General features: G+C 61.9%; 17 protein-coding genes and 1 pseudogene. 17 read left to right on the top strand and 1 reads right to left on the bottom strand.

Annotation, left to right across the window (positions count from 1 at the left end; all coding sequences use genetic code 11):
- Positions 1–64: 64 nt before the first annotated feature.
- The 17 genes from K289_RS45365 (at position 65) to K289_RS0127985 (ending at position 14,423) form a co-directional block, all read left to right on the top strand.
- Positions 65–1,255, top strand: a complete 1,191-nt coding sequence (locus K289_RS45365; RefSeq protein WP_051310884.1) for an MFS transporter — start codon at positions 65–67, stop codon at positions 1,253–1,255.
- Positions 1,256–1,322: 67 nt separating this feature from the next.
- Positions 1,323–1,934, top strand: coding sequence for a PilZ domain-containing protein (locus tag K289_RS0128085; protein WP_027554554.1), 612 nt, complete (start codon positions 1,323–1,325; stop codon positions 1,932–1,934).
- Positions 1,935–2,265: 331 nt separating this feature from the next.
- Entirely contained in the window at positions 2,266–2,892 is a 627-nt protein-coding gene (locus K289_RS0128080) for a transglutaminase-like cysteine peptidase (protein ID WP_027554553.1), read from the top strand.
- A gap of 255 nt (positions 2,893–3,147) precedes the next feature.
- Positions 3,148–3,351, top strand: a complete 204-nt coding sequence (locus tag K289_RS0128075) for a hypothetical protein (RefSeq protein ID WP_027554552.1) — start codon at positions 3,148–3,150, stop codon at positions 3,349–3,351.
- A 177-nt stretch (positions 3,352–3,528) separates the two neighbouring features.
- Positions 3,529–4,662 carry a hypothetical protein gene (locus tag K289_RS0128070; RefSeq protein ID WP_027554551.1) on the top strand — a complete coding sequence of 378 codons (1,134 nt, stop codon included), beginning with the start codon at positions 3,529–3,531 and terminating at the stop codon, positions 4,660–4,662.
- Between the two features lie 586 nt (positions 4,663–5,248).
- Entirely contained in the window at positions 5,249–5,923 is a 675-nt protein-coding gene (locus tag K289_RS0128060; RefSeq protein ID WP_027554550.1) for a recombinase family protein, read from the top strand.
- Positions 5,924–7,067: 1,144 nt separating this feature from the next.
- Positions 7,068–7,472 (top strand): hypothetical protein, encoded by a 405-nt coding sequence (locus K289_RS45355; protein WP_051310882.1) that lies wholly within the window; start codon positions 7,068–7,070, stop codon positions 7,470–7,472.
- Positions 7,469–9,043, top strand: coding sequence for a hypothetical protein (locus tag K289_RS45350; protein ID WP_063614204.1), 1,575 nt, complete (start codon positions 7,469–7,471; stop codon positions 9,041–9,043). The genes K289_RS45355 and K289_RS45350 overlap by 4 nt, the downstream gene beginning before the upstream one ends.
- Positions 9,040–9,303 carry a hypothetical protein gene (locus tag K289_RS0128030; RefSeq protein WP_027554549.1) on the top strand — a complete coding sequence of 88 codons (264 nt, stop codon included), beginning with the start codon at positions 9,040–9,042 and terminating at the stop codon, positions 9,301–9,303. The genes K289_RS45350 and K289_RS0128030 overlap by 4 nt, the downstream gene beginning before the upstream one ends.
- On the top strand, positions 9,300–9,995 hold the full coding sequence (locus tag K289_RS0128025) for a hypothetical protein (RefSeq protein WP_035686041.1): 696 nt from the start codon (positions 9,300–9,302) through the stop codon (positions 9,993–9,995). Before K289_RS0128030 ends, K289_RS0128025 begins: the two co-directional genes overlap by 4 nt.
- Before the next feature lie 17 nt (positions 9,996–10,012).
- Positions 10,013–10,390, top strand: coding sequence for a hypothetical protein (locus K289_RS0128020; RefSeq protein WP_027554547.1), 378 nt, complete (start codon positions 10,013–10,015; stop codon positions 10,388–10,390).
- Positions 10,391–10,407: 17 nt separating this feature from the next.
- Positions 10,408–10,596 (top strand): hypothetical protein, encoded by a 189-nt coding sequence (locus K289_RS0128015; RefSeq protein ID WP_027554546.1) that lies wholly within the window; start codon positions 10,408–10,410, stop codon positions 10,594–10,596.
- A 4-nt stretch (positions 10,597–10,600) separates the two neighbouring features.
- Positions 10,601–11,179 (top strand): hypothetical protein, encoded by a 579-nt coding sequence (locus K289_RS0128010; RefSeq protein WP_027554545.1) that lies wholly within the window; start codon positions 10,601–10,603, stop codon positions 11,177–11,179.
- Entirely contained in the window at positions 11,180–11,440 is a 261-nt protein-coding gene (locus K289_RS0128005) for a hypothetical protein (protein WP_027554544.1), read from the top strand.
- On the top strand, positions 11,437–13,341 hold the full coding sequence (locus K289_RS0128000) for a phage tail tape measure protein (RefSeq protein ID WP_027554543.1): 1,905 nt from the start codon (positions 11,437–11,439) through the stop codon (positions 13,339–13,341). Before K289_RS0128005 ends, K289_RS0128000 begins: the two co-directional genes overlap by 4 nt.
- Positions 13,342–13,548: 207 nt before the next feature.
- Positions 13,549–13,755, top strand: coding sequence for a cold-shock protein (locus K289_RS49060; protein ID WP_027554542.1), 207 nt, complete (start codon positions 13,549–13,551; stop codon positions 13,753–13,755).
- An 8-nt stretch (positions 13,756–13,763) separates the two neighbouring features.
- Complete coding sequence (locus K289_RS0127985; protein WP_027554541.1) at positions 13,764–14,423, top strand: hypothetical protein; 660 nt, start codon at positions 13,764–13,766, stop codon at positions 14,421–14,423.
- A 500-nt stretch (positions 14,424–14,923) separates the two neighbouring features.
- On the opposite strand, the pseudogene K289_RS45340 reads toward K289_RS0127985, so the two are convergent.
- Positions 14,924–15,194, bottom strand: a pseudogene (locus K289_RS45340) (IS256 family transposase); the annotation flags it as partial.

The raw sequence follows: 15,194 nt of genomic DNA, 5'->3' as shown, positions 1-15,194 counted from the left end.
CTCACGCCGTTGACACCGGCCTCTCGCGACCGCACGCTCGCCACAGCGGCTGGAGGGTGAGGCGTTGCGCAATCGCTGGGGCATTCTTGCGATCCTGTTCGTGGTTCGCCTCACCATCGCATTCCAATTCCAGAGCGTGGCCGCGGTCGCGCCGCTGCTTCAACAGACCTTTGGCGTTGGCCTCGCCGATATCGGCATCCTGATCGGGCTCTATTTCACGCCGGGTGTCGTGCTGGCGCTGCCGGGCGGCGCGATCGGACGCACCTTTGGCGACAAGCCCACGACCATTGCGGCGCTGCTGCTGATGACGGCCGGCAGCCTCGTGATGGCCGTGACGGACGTCTGGGGGTGGCAGATGGCGGGTCGGCTCGCCTCCGGCGCCGGCGGCGTGCTGCTCACGGTGCAGCTCACCAAGATGGGCACCGACTGGTTTGCCGGAAAGGAGATCGCGACGGCGATGGCGATCTTCGTCAACTCCTGGCCGGCCGGCGTCGGAATCTCGCTGCTGGTGCTGCCGGCGATCGGCACGGCATATGGCGCCGGCGCGGTGTTTCTGTCAGCAGGCGCATTGACCGCGATCGGCATCGTGCTGATCGCGTTCTATCAGCCGCCGCCAACGACAACCGCACCCGCCGCAGCCGCGGCGCGTCTCGATCGACCTGCGCTGCTGGCGGTGATCGTCGCGGGCCTGATCTGGGGCCTCTATAATGTCGGCTTCGCAATGATCTTCTCGTTCGGCCCCTCGCTGCTGGCCGAGCGCGGCTGGGGCATCGCCGCCGCGGGATCCGCCATTAGCGTGGTGATGTGGCTGTCGGTGCTCTCGGTACCGACGGGCGGCTATCTCGCCGATCGCTTCAAGCGGCCGTTGACGCTTGCAATCGTGGCAAGCCTCATCGTCGCGCTGCTGCTGGCCTCGCTGCCCAGGTCGGATGCAGTGATCGCGATCCTCGTCCTCATCGGCCTCGCCAGCGGCTTTCCGGCCGGCCCGATCATGAGCCTGCCGGCCCGGGTGCTGGGGCCGGAAACCCGGGCGATCGGGATGGGGGTGTTCTACACACTCTTTTATGCCGCGATGATGCTGGGGCCGGCGGTCGCCGGGCGGCTCGCCAAATGGGGAGGAGGTGCGGGAGTTGCGCTCGACTTGGGCGCCCTCACCGTGATGGCCTGCCCGCCGCTGATGTGGCTTTTCGAGCGCATCCTCGCCCTCCGACGCCGACCCGGCCCAACCATTCCGGCCGCCGGCTCGCAATCATAACCGCGCGTTAACCCTATGCGCCTTAGGGTCGTACGGACTCCGCCCGGGCGGGGGTCGGGTAGTGAAGATGGCGTTGGCGAACAAGAAATTTCTTCCGGCCGCCGAGGAACGTCGGCGATTCCAGCGGGTGAAAGTCCACCTGCTCGGCCGCTACATGCTGCCGGACCGCCGTGAATTCCCCTGCCAGGTGATCAACATGTCGCCGGGCGGGCTGGCGCTTTTGGCGCCCGGCATCGGTAATGTCGGCGACCGCGTGGTCGCCTATCTCGACCATATCGGCCGCGTCGAGGGCAAGATCACCCGGATCATCGACAACGGCTTCGCCATGACGATCGGGGCAACGCCCCGCAAGCGGGACAAGCTCGCCGCCCAGCTCACCTGGCTCGCCAACCGCGACATCCTCAACCTGCCGGAGGATCGCCGCCACGACCGTATCGTGCCGCGCAACCCGATCGCGGTGCTGACGCTCGAGGACGGCACCAAGATGACTTGCCGCATCATCGACCTCTCGCTGTCCGGTGCGGCCATCGCGGCGGAGAACCGGCCGTCGCTGAAATCGATGGTCATGCTCGGCCGCGTCCAGGGCCGCGTGGTGCGAAACCTCGAAGACGGCTTCGCGCTCGAATTCATCCACGAGCAGCCGGCCGAGACTCTCGAAGAGAGCGTTACCGCGCGGTAAAGCGCAAACGCGACAAAACCCCTGCTTTTCCAGCCCCGAAGGCGGCCTTCGCAATGCGAACGCCGCCTTTTTCGCGTGAGGTGTTGGCGGTTTTGGCGGTTAACGCGCGGACGCCGTGCGCGCGGAAACGGCAGTTCCACCGATGATTCCGCGTTAATGCGTACAATTTGAATCAATAGCAGTCATTTCAAATTTTACGCGAATACTATTCAAGTATAGATCGAATTCGCTGTGCATTTTACTTGTATTCGTCTCGACTTGACTTGGCTGACTTAGCGCCAACTCAAAAGCTCCGTGCGAAATGTGGTCCCAACAAGAAACGGGGGCCACGATGTTCGACTTCAAGGGACAGGGCAAAGGGCTGGCGATCGCCGCCATGCTCTTCGGGATCAGCGCGACAGTGCAGGCCGGTGAAAGCCGCCTGCTCTACGCGAGCCTCGGCGACACCACGCGTGCGCCGATCGGCTGGGTCGAGTTCTGTGCAGAGAATACTGCCCAATGCCAGGGCGGGCCGACACAGCCGCGCGACATCGTGATGTCGCAGTCGGCATGGCGCGACCTCGTCAAGGTCAATCGGTGGGTCAACGAGACCATCAAGCCTTTGACCGACCAGGAGCACTGGGGCGTGATCGAGAAGTGGTCGCTGCCGACGGACGGTTACGGCGACTGTGAAGACTACGTGCTGTTGAAGCGCAAGATGCTGATCGATGCCGGATGGCCGCGAGAGGCCCTGCTCATCACCGTCGTGCGCGACAAGAAGGGCGAAGGACACGCGGTGCTGACGGTGAAGACCGACAAGGGCGAGTACGTTCTCGACAATCAGAACGAGAACGTCGTGGCCTGGACGGAGACCGGCTACCGCTTCGTCAAGCGCCAGTCGCAGAGCGATCCCAACGTCTGGGTCTCGCTCGGCGATACCAAGCCGGCGGTCTCCACCGCCAGCGCAAGAGATCAGTAGTTACGAGAGGACGAGTTACGCGACCCGGTCACATCCCCACCCCTCCCCGTCCCAGACCGGTTCGCGCGCGGCCAGCCATCCCCCAATGGCTGGCCGCAACTTTTTTGGCTCCCTGGAAAAGCAGGAAATCCCTACAAAACAAAGGGATTTAGGCCAGCGCCGATCCCTGCTTCATGACGTTTCGACACGGAACGACTCGGCAACACGACGCGCCGAGACGGGGAAAATCCGGGGAATTTGTTCCGGAGATGTTCGATGAGCATCGTCCGCCGCATCCGCTTCCCCCGCCCGCGCACGCCCGCCGAGCCGCTGACTGCAGTGGCTTATCCAATGGAGCCGATCGTTTGGCACGAAGCCGGCGGTTGGTCCGTTGGCTGGAGCGACGACGCGCCCGCGTTTGAGGCGCGCAACCTCGCCGTCGACACATGGCGGCGGCGGACGCACGCACGGCCGCCCTAAACGAAACGCCCCCGGCGATCAACCGAGGGCGCGTCTGAGAATTTTTCACCGACGCTCAAGCACCACCAAGAGCGGATTCACACTAAGAGGGTCATCGAAGTATGAACACACTTCAAATGCCAGAACGGGACCAAGAAAGCAAGGTCGTTCGCTGCCCTCTCAAACTGAGGGCCAACGATGACCATCTCGATCAATCCAAATGAATTCCTAAACGCCGTCCCTTTCCCTGAAATCGAGCTAGATGACGATAACTACGTCATTGCCGCTCGTGGCCGGTTGCGCCACGTCATCCAGGCATGGCTTGCCCATCGCGGTCTGAAAGAGATACCGCAGAACGATCGCGGCCGGGCCATCATCAAATGGCTCGCGGACCAAGCCTTTGTGGCCAACCCATCTGGACCGATTCGCGGTGTCCGCCGTTGGATTGAGAAGCTGGCGCCTTCTTGGTTCACCGCGGCCGACATCAAAACCCTCGTGGAATACGTCCGGACCTCCAACAAGAACTGGAGCCACGACCATTCCGCCTATGTCCTGGACGTCTCACTAGACGATTGCATCGCCATGAATTGCCGTCGCTGGATCGGCGCCAATGACGATGATAGCCGAGCCAAGCGCAAGGCCCTCAAACGCGCAACGGACGCCGAACGAGCCCGCCGTCGCCGATCCAGGAATAGCACCAGCGCCAAGCCCGGCAGGCCGTCCTTGGGACTCTCGCCTGATGAGATGAAGGCCCGAACCAACGCCCAAGCCGCTGAGCGCATGAAGCGCCGCCGCGCGTTACGGAAAACCCCGTCCGCTTCCTTTAAGAAGGACGTAGGTAGCGTGACGCAATTAAGCGTAACGCAAGACACTCACGCGGCGCGGGAACAGGCCGAAATTACCCCCGCTCTCAATTCTTCAAGCAAACAAAAACCTTCCAAGACCATCCAGCCGAAGGAAGAGGTTTGTTTGGGGAAGACATCACCATCGAAGCCGACCACCGCCACCGCCCGCGCCGCGTTACCGCAAGATGCCGTCGACAAGGCAATAGAGCTGATCCGCAAGGTGCGGGACACCGGCCACCATAAGACCATGAACCTCTCGACCAACCGCAAGACCGTGCAGCGAACGTTAGAGAGATTTTGGCCAGGATACGTCAGGAGCATGACCTCCACCGCAACCCGTTTCTACGGATCATTCAGGCCAGACAGAGACCTGAGAAGCTGGGAAGCGTCATTCCGGCTCAGGCTTGAGGGCGAGGGCGAGGCCACAAATCGGTATCTCGACCGCCGACGCAAATGGGACAAGAGGCGAAGCGAGACGCGGCTGTGAATGGGCTTCAACCAAGCCAAGCAGCGCAGGCTTGTGACTTGGGTAACGGGGCGGCGTACTAGGTTCCTCCAGCTTTCCGTAATCCAAAAGTGCTGAACCGAACACAGAATCGGCGAGCGTTGGAGTAATCTTGCTCTCGCTTTGGTCCGAGCTTGGGATCAGGCAACTACCTACCGGCCCCGGCTTCACGCTCCCCTAGCGACCGGGGCCGTTTTTTGGCCCCCAACGCGCAGGCGCGCATGGGAAAAAATTCCTGCCACCTTCCTCGGCGCAGCATGGTTGGTTGCGCGCGGCCGCACCGCCGCCGCCCGCGAATGAGGACACAGGCGACGACGGCAGGCGCGCGGCCTCGCCGAAGGGGCCGCGCTCCGAGACAACGCGCGGGAGGTTGGTCGGTTTCCTCGCAAGCAAAGCCCTCGCCGTGTAGCCGTGTTTGGCGGTCTATACCGAAAACCCACCCGAAAATGACGCGTGATGCGTACGGATATCGTTGACGAATTTGCTCGATGAAAGACCATACACAAGACAGTTGTTTTCGGTATGGCTTAGGGTATGATGCAGCGATCCCAATCGGAGGGCTGCGGCCATGAACAAGCGCGTCGGAATCTATCTCAGGGTCAGCACCGACGGTCAGACCACAGAGAACCAGCGCCGCGAGCTCGAGGCGGTGGCGGCCCGCTCTGGCTGGGAGATTGTCGATATCTATGAGGATGCCGGCATCTCTGGCCGTAACGGCCGGGAGAAACGCCCTGGCTTCGACAGGCTGCTTAAGGACGCCACAGCGCGGCGTATCAACATGATCGCCGCCTGGTCCGTCGATCGGCTCGGCCGCAGTCTGCAGCACTTGGTCGGCTTCCTGAATGAACTACAGGCCCTTCAGTGCAATCTGTATCTGCATCAGCAGGCGATCGACACGACCACACCGTCCGGTCGCGCCATGTTCCAGATGTGCGGCGTCTTCGCTGAGTTCGAGCGATCCATGATCGTCGAGCGCGTCAATGCCGGGCTTGCGAGGGCCAAGGCCGGCGGCATCAAGCTGGGCCGCGGCCACAAGAAGCCCGACAGCAAAGGCAAGGTCGAGCGGAGCGAGGACGAGAAGCGCTGGGGCATGAGCAGGCCCGAGCTGGAAAGGCGCATCCTGCGCCTCCACAAGGACGGCGTGGGCATACTGAAGATCGGCCGGGAGCTCGGGATCGGCACATCAGTTGTGCAGCGGGTGGTGAAAGATCAGCCGCGCCCTTTCGAGGCAAGCGCCGCCTGAAGCGGGCCAAGTAGCGCTCTCCGAAACTGAGCCGCCGGGGCTATGCCTATCGCATTTCGGCTAGTCACCATGCGGTAGCCGTCAGGAAATTCAACGAGGCAACTGTTCATCTTCCCTCGCGCGAGAACACGGCACAATTGGCCTTTGCGGTCTTGTCGGTCCCATCGGTAGATGTGCGGGAAATCCTGCATTTTACTTCACGCCCTCTCGCTCAAGCTCGAGATCGCCGACCAATCTTGGCCGAATGATGGACCGCCGCGCGGCATTTCCCGCGGTCCGCTTTGGCCCGCGCCATGCGCTGGCGGCCCCGGCCGTGCAGGACGCCAACGGATGCAGCCGTGCCACCGTCGCCAAGATCGCTAAGCGCGCTCAGAAGGCCGCCTAAGCTCCCCATCCTGATCAGCACCTCGACGGGCCGCCAGCCTGCGCTCGTGCGCGGCTATGGCCTCAAACAGCGCGACGATGGCGCCAACCACGGCGAGCCCGGTCCCGGCCAGTAACAGAACCATTTCGCCCATGGATGCCCATCCCCATCAGCGGGCCTGGCCCCGCTTTTGCGCTTAGCCTGACGACGGCCATCGGCCTCGGGGCGCGCGCCGAGGCGGTCGCTGTCTAGCGACCATCACCGCGCGAAGGCGATGATCGCGATGCCATCAGCTGCGAGCGTGAAAGCTTCCACGGCAGTCCCCTCCGATGTGAGCGCGCCGGTAGGCTAATCGAGTCTCGGGGCTCCCCTCGGTTCGCTTTCTGACACTTGCACCTTCAGTGAGGACTGCGGCCCTTTGGTCTTGCGGCCGACGAAGGTGTCGGAGGCATCTTTGCGATCGCCTGCTCCAGCTCGAAAGCGATAGCTCGATAGCGGGCGAGCAGCCTCGTGTAGATGTTGCGCCTGGTTTCGCTCTTCGCGCTCGCCCGAAGGCGCTCGCATTCGGCGATTTGCCCGCGGAGCAGTTCGAGATGGGCCCGCATGTCCTTCATGCCCGTAAAACGCCGGCCGGGGTTCCAGGTTCCGTGCCCACCAATCCCGCCATCACAAGGGATGGTGTCACGCGGTCGTGATGACGCTATGCCTTGTGGATCGCTTGCATTATTATGCGGATTAGTACACAATTCATGCATGGTTCACGGAAACAATGCGCGAAACATGCAAGCACAGCGTCGAGTATGCACGAACCTGCGGGACAAGCTCAGCAATGGCACCCGTTTGATGCCGGGCGTTGACCTGCGTTCGCCCTCAGGGCGGCGGTTCCGGTATTTGCTCGCCGCCTACGCCGAAGAATTGGGCGGCGCACTGAGTGAGGCCGACCAGGCTTTGCTACGTCAGGCGGTGGGGCTCCAGCTCCAGTCCGAAAAACTCCAAGCTGATATCGTCAAGGGAGCACCGGTCGATACCGATCAGCTCGTTCGCATTTCCAGTGAGGCCCGCAGGGCCCTCGCAACGCTCCGCACGAAGGCAGACAGGCGCAAGCCGGAGGCGGAGAGCGTCGCCGATTACGTCGCCCGCAAGTACGGCGGGGCCGCTGAGGCGGAGACTTCTGAGGCGACATGACCTCGCACTCCAAGCCCCCCATTACGATCATCGACGCCTGCCTGGACCCGCAGATTTTTGGTCCCTGGTTCCGCGACCGGCAGAGCTGGGCCGCGTGGTTCTGTTTTCTGAAAGTCATGTTCGGCCTGCCTCTCGACGAGGCCGAGTTGGAGCTCTTCAAGAGCTGTACCGGTCGAGATTCGCCCAACGTCGCGGGCTACCTGTTCGCCACGCTCGTGATCGGGCGCCGCGGCGGCAAGTCGCTTGTCATGGCGCTGATCGCAGCCTTCCTGGGCTGTTTCTACGACTGGTCTCCCTACCTCACTGGCGGCGAGCGCGCGACCATCGTGATCGTGGCGGCGGACCGCAAGCAGGCCGGCGTCATCTTCAAGTATCTCCGCGGCATGCTCGGCATCCCCCTACTCGCCGGCATGATTGAGCGCGAGACCCTCGACACGATTGAGCTGAACAACAGCGTCACGATCGAGATCCAGACCGCCTCGTGGAGAAGCATTCGCGGTAGAACTGTTGCCGTCGCGCTCTGCGACGAAGCCGCCTTCTGGCAAAGCGACGACAGCGCCAATCCTGACACCGAAATCATCGCGGCATTGAAGCCGGCGATGGCCACGATCCCGATGGCGCGGATGCTCATCGCCAGCTCGCCATATAGCCGGAAGGGCATCCTCTGGGCCGACTACGAGCGCCACTACGGTCGGAACGATAGTCCGACCTTGGTCTGGCAGGCCGACACCAGGACGATGAATCCGAGCGTGCCGGAAAGCTTCGTCGCTCAGGCCTATGAAGATGACGCTGCCTCGGCCGGTGCGGAATACGGTGCACAGTTCCGAACCGACGTCGAGACTCTATTCAGCAGAGAGGCCATTGCGGCCGTCACGGTCGCCAGCCGTCTCGAGCTGCCGAAGGCCCCTAGCGCCAACTGTGTCGCATTTTGCGATCCGTCCGGTGGCAGCGCCGACAGCATGACGATAGCCGTCGCGCATGTTGAAGGTGGCGTTGTGGTCCTGGATGCCGTGCGAGAGCGTCGTCCGCCTTTTTCGCCGGAAGATGTGGTCGAGGAATTTTGCGCGCTGCTAAAGGCTTATGGCGTCAGAAGGGTCAAGGGCGACCGCTACGGTGGCATGTGGCCACGCGAACAGTTCTCGAAGCGCGGGATTCACTATGAGACATCCGAAAAGACCACATCGGATTTGTATCTCGAGTTCTTGCCCATGGTGAACGCCGGTAGCGTCCAATTGCTCGACCACAAACGACTATTGGCGCAGCTGATCTCGCTTGAAAGGCGAACAAGTCGGACCAATAAGGACACCGTTTCACACCCGCCGCACGGTCATGACGATATTGCAACCAGCGTCGCGGGCGTGATGGTGAACGCGCTGGGCAGCTCACGCAACACGACGCGAGTGGTTTCCTTGGATCACTTTTTTAGATGGGGTTTCGCACCGGCGCCCACCGACGAGGAAGACAATTATAAAGCCGCCGAAAAGGCCTTTGAGCACCGCCAACTTTCCGGCCGCGATTTGATGTGGTTCAAGTGCGAGCGCGAGCGGCGCAGGAAGGCGGGACTCGAATGAGTCAGGCGCTGCGGCGTTTCGAGGACTTGAAGCAAAAGTTTCGTCGCCAGATTCGGGCGCGCAAACTGTCGGCGGTGCAGCGCTATCACGTCATCTCGGCGGCTTCCAAGCAGCAAATCGCCGAGGTCACAATCGCTGAGATGGTCCTCGGCGCCCCGCATGATCGAGGTGTCGTCGACCGCCTGCAGGCCGAAGTCAGACAGCACCTAACACTGGCCGGTGCTAAGCCCCCAAGACAAGAGACAGGAGACAAGAGATGAAAGAGAATTTTTTGAAACATTTTCCGGAGAGCGCCAAGGAGCACCGCGAGATTGTCGAGACGGCCTTCGCCATCTTGACGAACGCGCAGCAGAAGGCGGCCGACATCCGTTCTGACAAGCGGCTGTCCGACTTTGGCCGAAGCGAACGCCTGGCCGAACTGATGAAGGGTGGACCCGGCGAGCATCTCGCGCAGCTTAAGTCGCGCTCTCAAGTCGTGCACGCTGGCATTGAGAGCCGTAAAAAGAACCTCCGACTGCCCGAGATCGACCGTGAGGATCGCTACGATCAAGAGGCGCGCCGGCAGATCGTCGATTACGTCAGGTCATTGCCGCTGGGAGAGCGTTTGCGCGCGGCCACCGCCACTCCGGAGGCCATGCGGGCAATTTTGAATGCGCCCATGCCGATCATGACCGGATTGTCCGATCATCAAATCGAACAGGTCAGGGAGTCGGCGGAGCAAGCTGCGTTTGGGCCGCAGCATAAGCAATTCGCGATAGAGGAGCGACATGCGGCCGTCATCGAAGACGCGATCACCTTCGTTGAGGGCCTGATCTCGAAGGAAACCGGCATCGTTCACGACAACACGCCGGAGGTCATCACCCGTGATCAGCTCGCTGCAGCTGATCCCGCACAGGCGGCTGAGTGGATGCGGGCTGTGTCCGATGGCAAGGCCAAGCTCGTCGACGCATAATTTAGAAGGAAAATGAAATGAGCCATCATATCTATTCCAATTCCAGGCCCGCCGTCGCCGCATCGTCTGGCAACGTTGCCAATGCGGTCGCTACTGCAACGCTGCCAGCTGCGGCCGGCCTCGTCACACACATCGGTGGATTTAGTGTTCACGGTCTAGGTGCGACCAGCCAAACAACTGTCCAGGTGACCGTCAGCGGCTTGGTCGGTGTTACGCTGACCTATCCGTTATTCATCGCGGCATCTAGCGCGACAGCCCCATTCACGCCGATTGTGATCAGCTTCGATCCGCCGCTCCCGGCAAGCACGGGCAACACGGCGATTGTCGTTAGCTGCCCCGCCCTCGGCGCCGGCAACACGAGTGTTGTCGCCAATGCGTTCGGCTATCAGGCCTAAATAGAAGGGAAAATCAGATGAGCGCGAAAAACGATCCGAGCCAGGGCCTTGGCCCCGCGCGCCCACGTCCGCAATCTGTCCCGACCAAGCGGCCGGTGCCGATGGCGCAAGGCGACCAAGCCGCCCTCAACGCGAAGGACAAGGCGCTCACGACGCCTCGGCCACCGCAGAAGGTCACGGGCAAAACGGATTGGCGCCGCGGGTGAAATCATGACGATTGTCTTCAATGCCACCGCACTGACCGGCACCGATGACGGCGGCGGCAACTCCAATGAAAATATCCGCGTCGTGTTGGTGACCGCCAATCTGTCGGCGGCAACGGGCAATCAGTGCCAGTTGGTCTTCCGGTTTGGCACCGGCTGCCCCACTGAAACCGGGTCCATCACGAGCGTCTGGTTTGGCCAGTCCGGTGGGACCGCCCCCAACTTCACCGGCGATCAGGTCCAGGTCTTCTTTGGTGGCGCCGCCACGATCAATGGATCGGCCGCCGGTGTCGTGACCTCTGACGTTTTCACGCTCGCTCAGAATTGGGACAACACCAAGAGCTACACCTGCGCCTTTCACTACAAGAATGGATCAGCGGCGACGAGTTCACAGCACAATCTATCATTTGGCAACGATCAGCTGTGGGCCGGGGCCGGCACCGACAGCTCGTCCCAGACTGCACCAACCGGGTTAAGCGGGGTTACCGCGGATTATTTCCTGCAGCAGGTGATCATCACCGCGGCGGGCGGCGCCAAACCTCCATACAACCCGTGGCCGCAATTGGCGCCGATCCTGGGGACATAAATGTCAGAACTGCATAACGGGGCCGGTGAATTCGACGGCTTCGGTATTCTGGAGGAAGCGGCCACGATGCTCTTGGACATTCCGGACGAAGTTGCATTTCTGGAAGTCTGCCGCGCTCACCTGCGGGAGCGCATGCTGGATCGCGGTGCGCAGCCAGACGAAGCCTCGCAACTCGCGGATCGGTTCGTTGAAATCATCCGTCGTCGCCGGGATGAAATTGTCATAGCGGCCGGCCTCAATTCAGTGAGAACTATCCAATGATTTCTTCGTTTTCCGTCGGCGCGACATTCCAAATCTTAAATGAGGCCAGCCCGACCCTCCTCAAGATTTTGCGCCAAGTCCGCGAGCTCCGCGTCGAGATCGACAAGGCCAAGGCCAGCATGGCTGGCTTGGCCAAGATGCCTGCGCTGGGCGCCGCGATCGGCGAAGCGGATGCTTTGGCTGCATCTTGGGGCCGAGTTGCCAAGGAGGCGGCCGCAGCCAATGGCGCGCTAGGTCGGGCGTCCACGGCTGCACGCGGCGCTGCTGGCTTCACTGCTGGCGGCGGCGGACGTGGCGGCCGTCATCAGCCTGGCTTTATGCGCGGTGGTGGCGGTGGCCACATCGGCGGCCCAAGCGTGCCGATCGCCGGTGGCGGTCACGTCAATTTCCGCGGGGGTGCTGCGGCGGCTGCAGGATTGCTCGGTTATGGCGCCTACGAAGCCGCCCAGATGGAAGACATCGTCTGGCAGATGATCTACCACTCTGGCGAGGCCAACACGGCCGAGAACCGGAACAGGTTCCGCAAAGTCCTGCAGGACTCGATGGCGGAGTCGGGCTACTCGCTGCACGACACCGGCAAAGCAGCGCTGCAGGAAATCCGGATGTTTCAGGGCACGCCGGGCCATGGTCTCGACGTCCTGCCGGAGATGATGCGCGCGGCGTGGATCGAAGCGCGGGCGAAGGATTCGAGCCTCGAAGAGTCGATGAAGTCATTCATCGGCTTGGCCCATATGACAAAGCAGTATGACCCGCAGGCGATCAAGAAGCTCGCCCCAGCGTTCGCGTATCTGTCGACGTCAAACCCGTCGTCGCTCTCGTCGATCGAGCGCTCGGCCGGCTACGCTGTGCCGATCCTTCAGTCCGGGCTCGAGGTCGATCCTCTCCAGACGCTCTTGCTCGGCACGGCGCTGACCCGCGCAGGCGCCACGTCGACCAAGTCTGGCACCTGGCTGCGCGAGATGGCCTTGCGGGCGATGCCGGGCACGTCGTTGATGTCGAAGGTGGCCTTCCACAAGCATGAAGAAGCTTTGAAAGCGCTCGGTCTGGTCGACGATCACGACAAGCCGACTTGGTTCACCGATGGAAAGCCCGACCTGCTCAAAATGCTCGACATCGCGGGCGGACGGGCCAACTCGATCCCCCTGGAGAAGCGCGCCGCCTATGAACGCCAACTCTTCGGTGCGCAGGGCGCGGGCGGCTTTGCACTGCTTTCCGATCCTGCGGTGCGCGAACAGGTCTTAGCGCTACAGAAAGAAATGAACTCACCGGAGTTTAAGAGCCGCTACGGATCGTTCTCGCAAGCCTATACGCAGGGCTCGACCGTACAGCAGGCCCGCACTGCGCTCGCCGAATTCAACAACACGATGATGGATCTCGGTCAGCATGTTCTGCCGCCGATCAACTCAGCGCTCGGCAAACTCAAGGTGATCCTCGAGGGTATCCGCGACGTGCTGCCGGGCGCGGGCGATCGCGACAAGGCATCCACCGCCGCCACCGTCGGTGGTGACGCGCTCCTCGGCGCTGGCGCTGGCGCGGTGTATGGCCTGGCAGGCGGTCCGGGTGGCGCGGTCGTCGGTGCAGGCGTTGGCGGTGTGCTCGGTGTCGCTGCCGGATTCATGGAGTCCTACGCCAAAAATGCAGCGAAGTCGCAGAACCCACAGGAAACGCGAGATTTCATCAAAGCGTTGAAAGAAAGCAACTCGAGCGCGGTCGCGGGAGGGCCGGCGCAGGTGGTGGTCAAGCCCGCCCCGGTCAATCTATCGCTCAATCTCGACGGGCATACGCTGGCGCAGGCGATGAGCAGCATCTTTGCGTCCTACTACTCGTTCGCCACGGGTGCTGCGGCGGCGGACGGGCTCGGATCTCTGCCGCCAGGCGACCACCAGTTCACTGGGAATTAGCTAACCGGCATGAGCGCGAGGTTACATTGCGTTATCGAGCGGCGTCCGCAGCAAGACCGTCACGATGCGGCGCGCCTCTGAGCCGTCGTCCGCCGATCCGAAACGCAAGCGATTGGATCGGGTGCCTGCACCTGATCCAGCGGGCCCGCTGACGCCGGATGAACGCGCGGCGGGCTCGCAACCTGACAACCTCAACGAGGAACGAAAGTGTCATTCGGAATAATCAAGAAGTGGATCGACGATCGCGGCTTTGGCTTCATCAAGCCTGACGAACGAGGCCCGGACGTGTTTATCCACGTCAAGATGCTGCCGCGTGGCTCGGCTCACCCGATAGAAGGCGACCGCGTGCGCTATGAGGTCGGCACTGATGATCGTAGCGGGCGCTCGTGCGCCGTGAATGTCCAGATCCTCTAAGCGCACACATGGCCCGCCGCGCCTGCGATGACGACGATGATTGCGACGATATCCCGTCTAGCCGGGGCCGGCCGCGCGCTCCCGAGGAATTTGGGCCACGAAAACCCTGGCCTCACGAGCGGACGGAATATTTCCGGCGGCTGCAGGCTATTCTAGATTCTCTCGAAATCCCCGACTTGGGTAGGGACGAGCGCTTGTATCTGCAGCTCATCATGTGCCGTTCCGATATGCTGCGGAGGGCCGATCCAAAGCGCTTCGCCGCCGTGGACGGTGTCGCGCATGTCATCCTGATTCTGCGGTCGATCGCGGAAACGACAAACGGCCACGAGGCATTGAGAGTGCTGATTATCCAAGCTCTCTCGAGCTGCATGCACAAGGCCTGGACGGACCGCGGATTGGACTGGCTCTCCGCGATGGACGAAGTGCCCCTGCTCGAGATCCAGCAGACGTTGCGCGGCCTCGGACTGGAGGACCAACTCGCGAACGCGATCCGCTGGCGGCTGATTCAGCTTCTGGGGTCTCCGGCACTCCCGAAACCAAAACCGAAACCGAAACCGAAGACGTGGGAGAAGCCGCCGAACATCTCCGAGAAGGCATGGACGGAGGCCGTGGCCATGTACAAGAACAAGAAACCAAAGCGGCCGAAGGCTGCGCGCGCGGCGGCATAAGTGGCAATAGAAACCGAAGGAAGCCAAAATGAGCATTCTTGATCACGTTCGGCTCAGGCCACTAGTGATCCGAGTTAGGCCGCACGTTTGGGAGGCTAACGGACTTAAGCATGTTGTTGACGTACTCCATTGCTTCTCGCCTGAAATCGTCAGCGTTGCGCGACCCGATATTGACGTCAGCTCTCAAGAGCGCGTCTTGGCAGACGGCGGAAACGTCGTTGATCCAAGCTTGGCCGGCTCCAGCTTGTGACGCCTCACGTTGCCAAGCCATCGCGGCAAGAATGGCTGTCACGAGAGTTCGAAGCGCAGCGAATTCCGCGTGGCTCACGATGACTGGGGGCTGCTCTTTAGGGAACGACAGAACTGCCTTTGCCACTGCGTCCATGTCTATCGGACCGCGTCTTTGGTCGTCTTCGGACATAGCTTGTTCCCCTAAGCCTAAACCGGGGATGTCCCGATCGCTGTTGAACTAGGTCGGGCCGACGTTGCCGGAATGAATGTTACGCGGCCCTCGTGACGTGGGCAACGGGGTTGATCGTCATGCGATTGTGGCGAGCTTGAAGAGCCGCACGCAGAACCGACAATTGCTTATGCGCCTTCAATCGTCGGAAGCCCTTGTTGGCCTCGATCATGCCGGCCGCGACCCATCGCAAGGCCATACCGGCATCCCGCCAGCGTTTGACGTTGCGCGTGACGCGGCGAATGGTGCCCATCATGTTCTCGGCGATGTTGGTACAGGCGAGCGATCGACGAAGCTCCTTCGGCAACTTC

It is taken from the genome of Bradyrhizobium sp. Cp5.3 (genome assembly GCF_000426265.1).
Lineage (GTDB): Bacteria > Pseudomonadota > Alphaproteobacteria > Rhizobiales > Xanthobacteraceae > Bradyrhizobium > Bradyrhizobium neotropicale.
This window is presented reverse-complemented; position numbering and strand designations above follow the sequence as displayed.

Bases quoted from the DNA above. Each gene is read 5' to 3' on its own strand.
- K289_RS0128080 (WP_027554553.1), top strand. From the start codon at position 2,266: ATGTTCGACTTCAAGGGACAGGGCAAAGGGCTGGCGATCGCCGCCATG.
- K289_RS45350 (WP_063614204.1), top strand. From the start codon at position 7,469: ATGACCTCGCACTCCAAGCCCCCCATTACGATCATCGACGCCTGCCTG.
- K289_RS0128000 (WP_027554543.1), top strand. From the start codon at position 11,437: ATGATTTCTTCGTTTTCCGTCGGCGCGACATTCCAAATCTTAAATGAG.
- K289_RS0128020 (WP_027554547.1), top strand. From the start codon at position 10,013: ATGAGCCATCATATCTATTCCAATTCCAGGCCCGCCGTCGCCGCATCG.
- K289_RS0128025 (WP_035686041.1), top strand. From the start codon at position 9,300: ATGAAAGAGAATTTTTTGAAACATTTTCCGGAGAGCGCCAAGGAGCAC.
- K289_RS0128010 (WP_027554545.1), top strand. From the start codon at position 10,601: ATGACGATTGTCTTCAATGCCACCGCACTGACCGGCACCGATGACGGC.
- K289_RS0128015 (WP_027554546.1), top strand. From the start codon at position 10,408: ATGAGCGCGAAAAACGATCCGAGCCAGGGCCTTGGCCCCGCGCGCCCA.
- K289_RS0128005 (WP_027554544.1), top strand. From the start codon at position 11,180: ATGTCAGAACTGCATAACGGGGCCGGTGAATTCGACGGCTTCGGTATT.
- K289_RS0128070 (WP_027554551.1), top strand. From the start codon at position 3,529: ATGACCATCTCGATCAATCCAAATGAATTCCTAAACGCCGTCCCTTTC.
- K289_RS0128060 (WP_027554550.1), top strand. From the start codon at position 5,249: ATGAACAAGCGCGTCGGAATCTATCTCAGGGTCAGCACCGACGGTCAG.
- K289_RS0128075 (WP_027554552.1), top strand. From the start codon at position 3,148: ATGAGCATCGTCCGCCGCATCCGCTTCCCCCGCCCGCGCACGCCCGCC.
- K289_RS0128085 (WP_027554554.1), top strand. From the start codon at position 1,323: ATGGCGTTGGCGAACAAGAAATTTCTTCCGGCCGCCGAGGAACGTCGG.
- K289_RS0128030 (WP_027554549.1), top strand. From the start codon at position 9,040: ATGAGTCAGGCGCTGCGGCGTTTCGAGGACTTGAAGCAAAAGTTTCGT.
- K289_RS0127985 (WP_027554541.1), top strand. From the start codon at position 13,764: ATGGCCCGCCGCGCCTGCGATGACGACGATGATTGCGACGATATCCCG.
- K289_RS45355 (WP_051310882.1), top strand. From the start codon at position 7,068: ATGCAAGCACAGCGTCGAGTATGCACGAACCTGCGGGACAAGCTCAGC.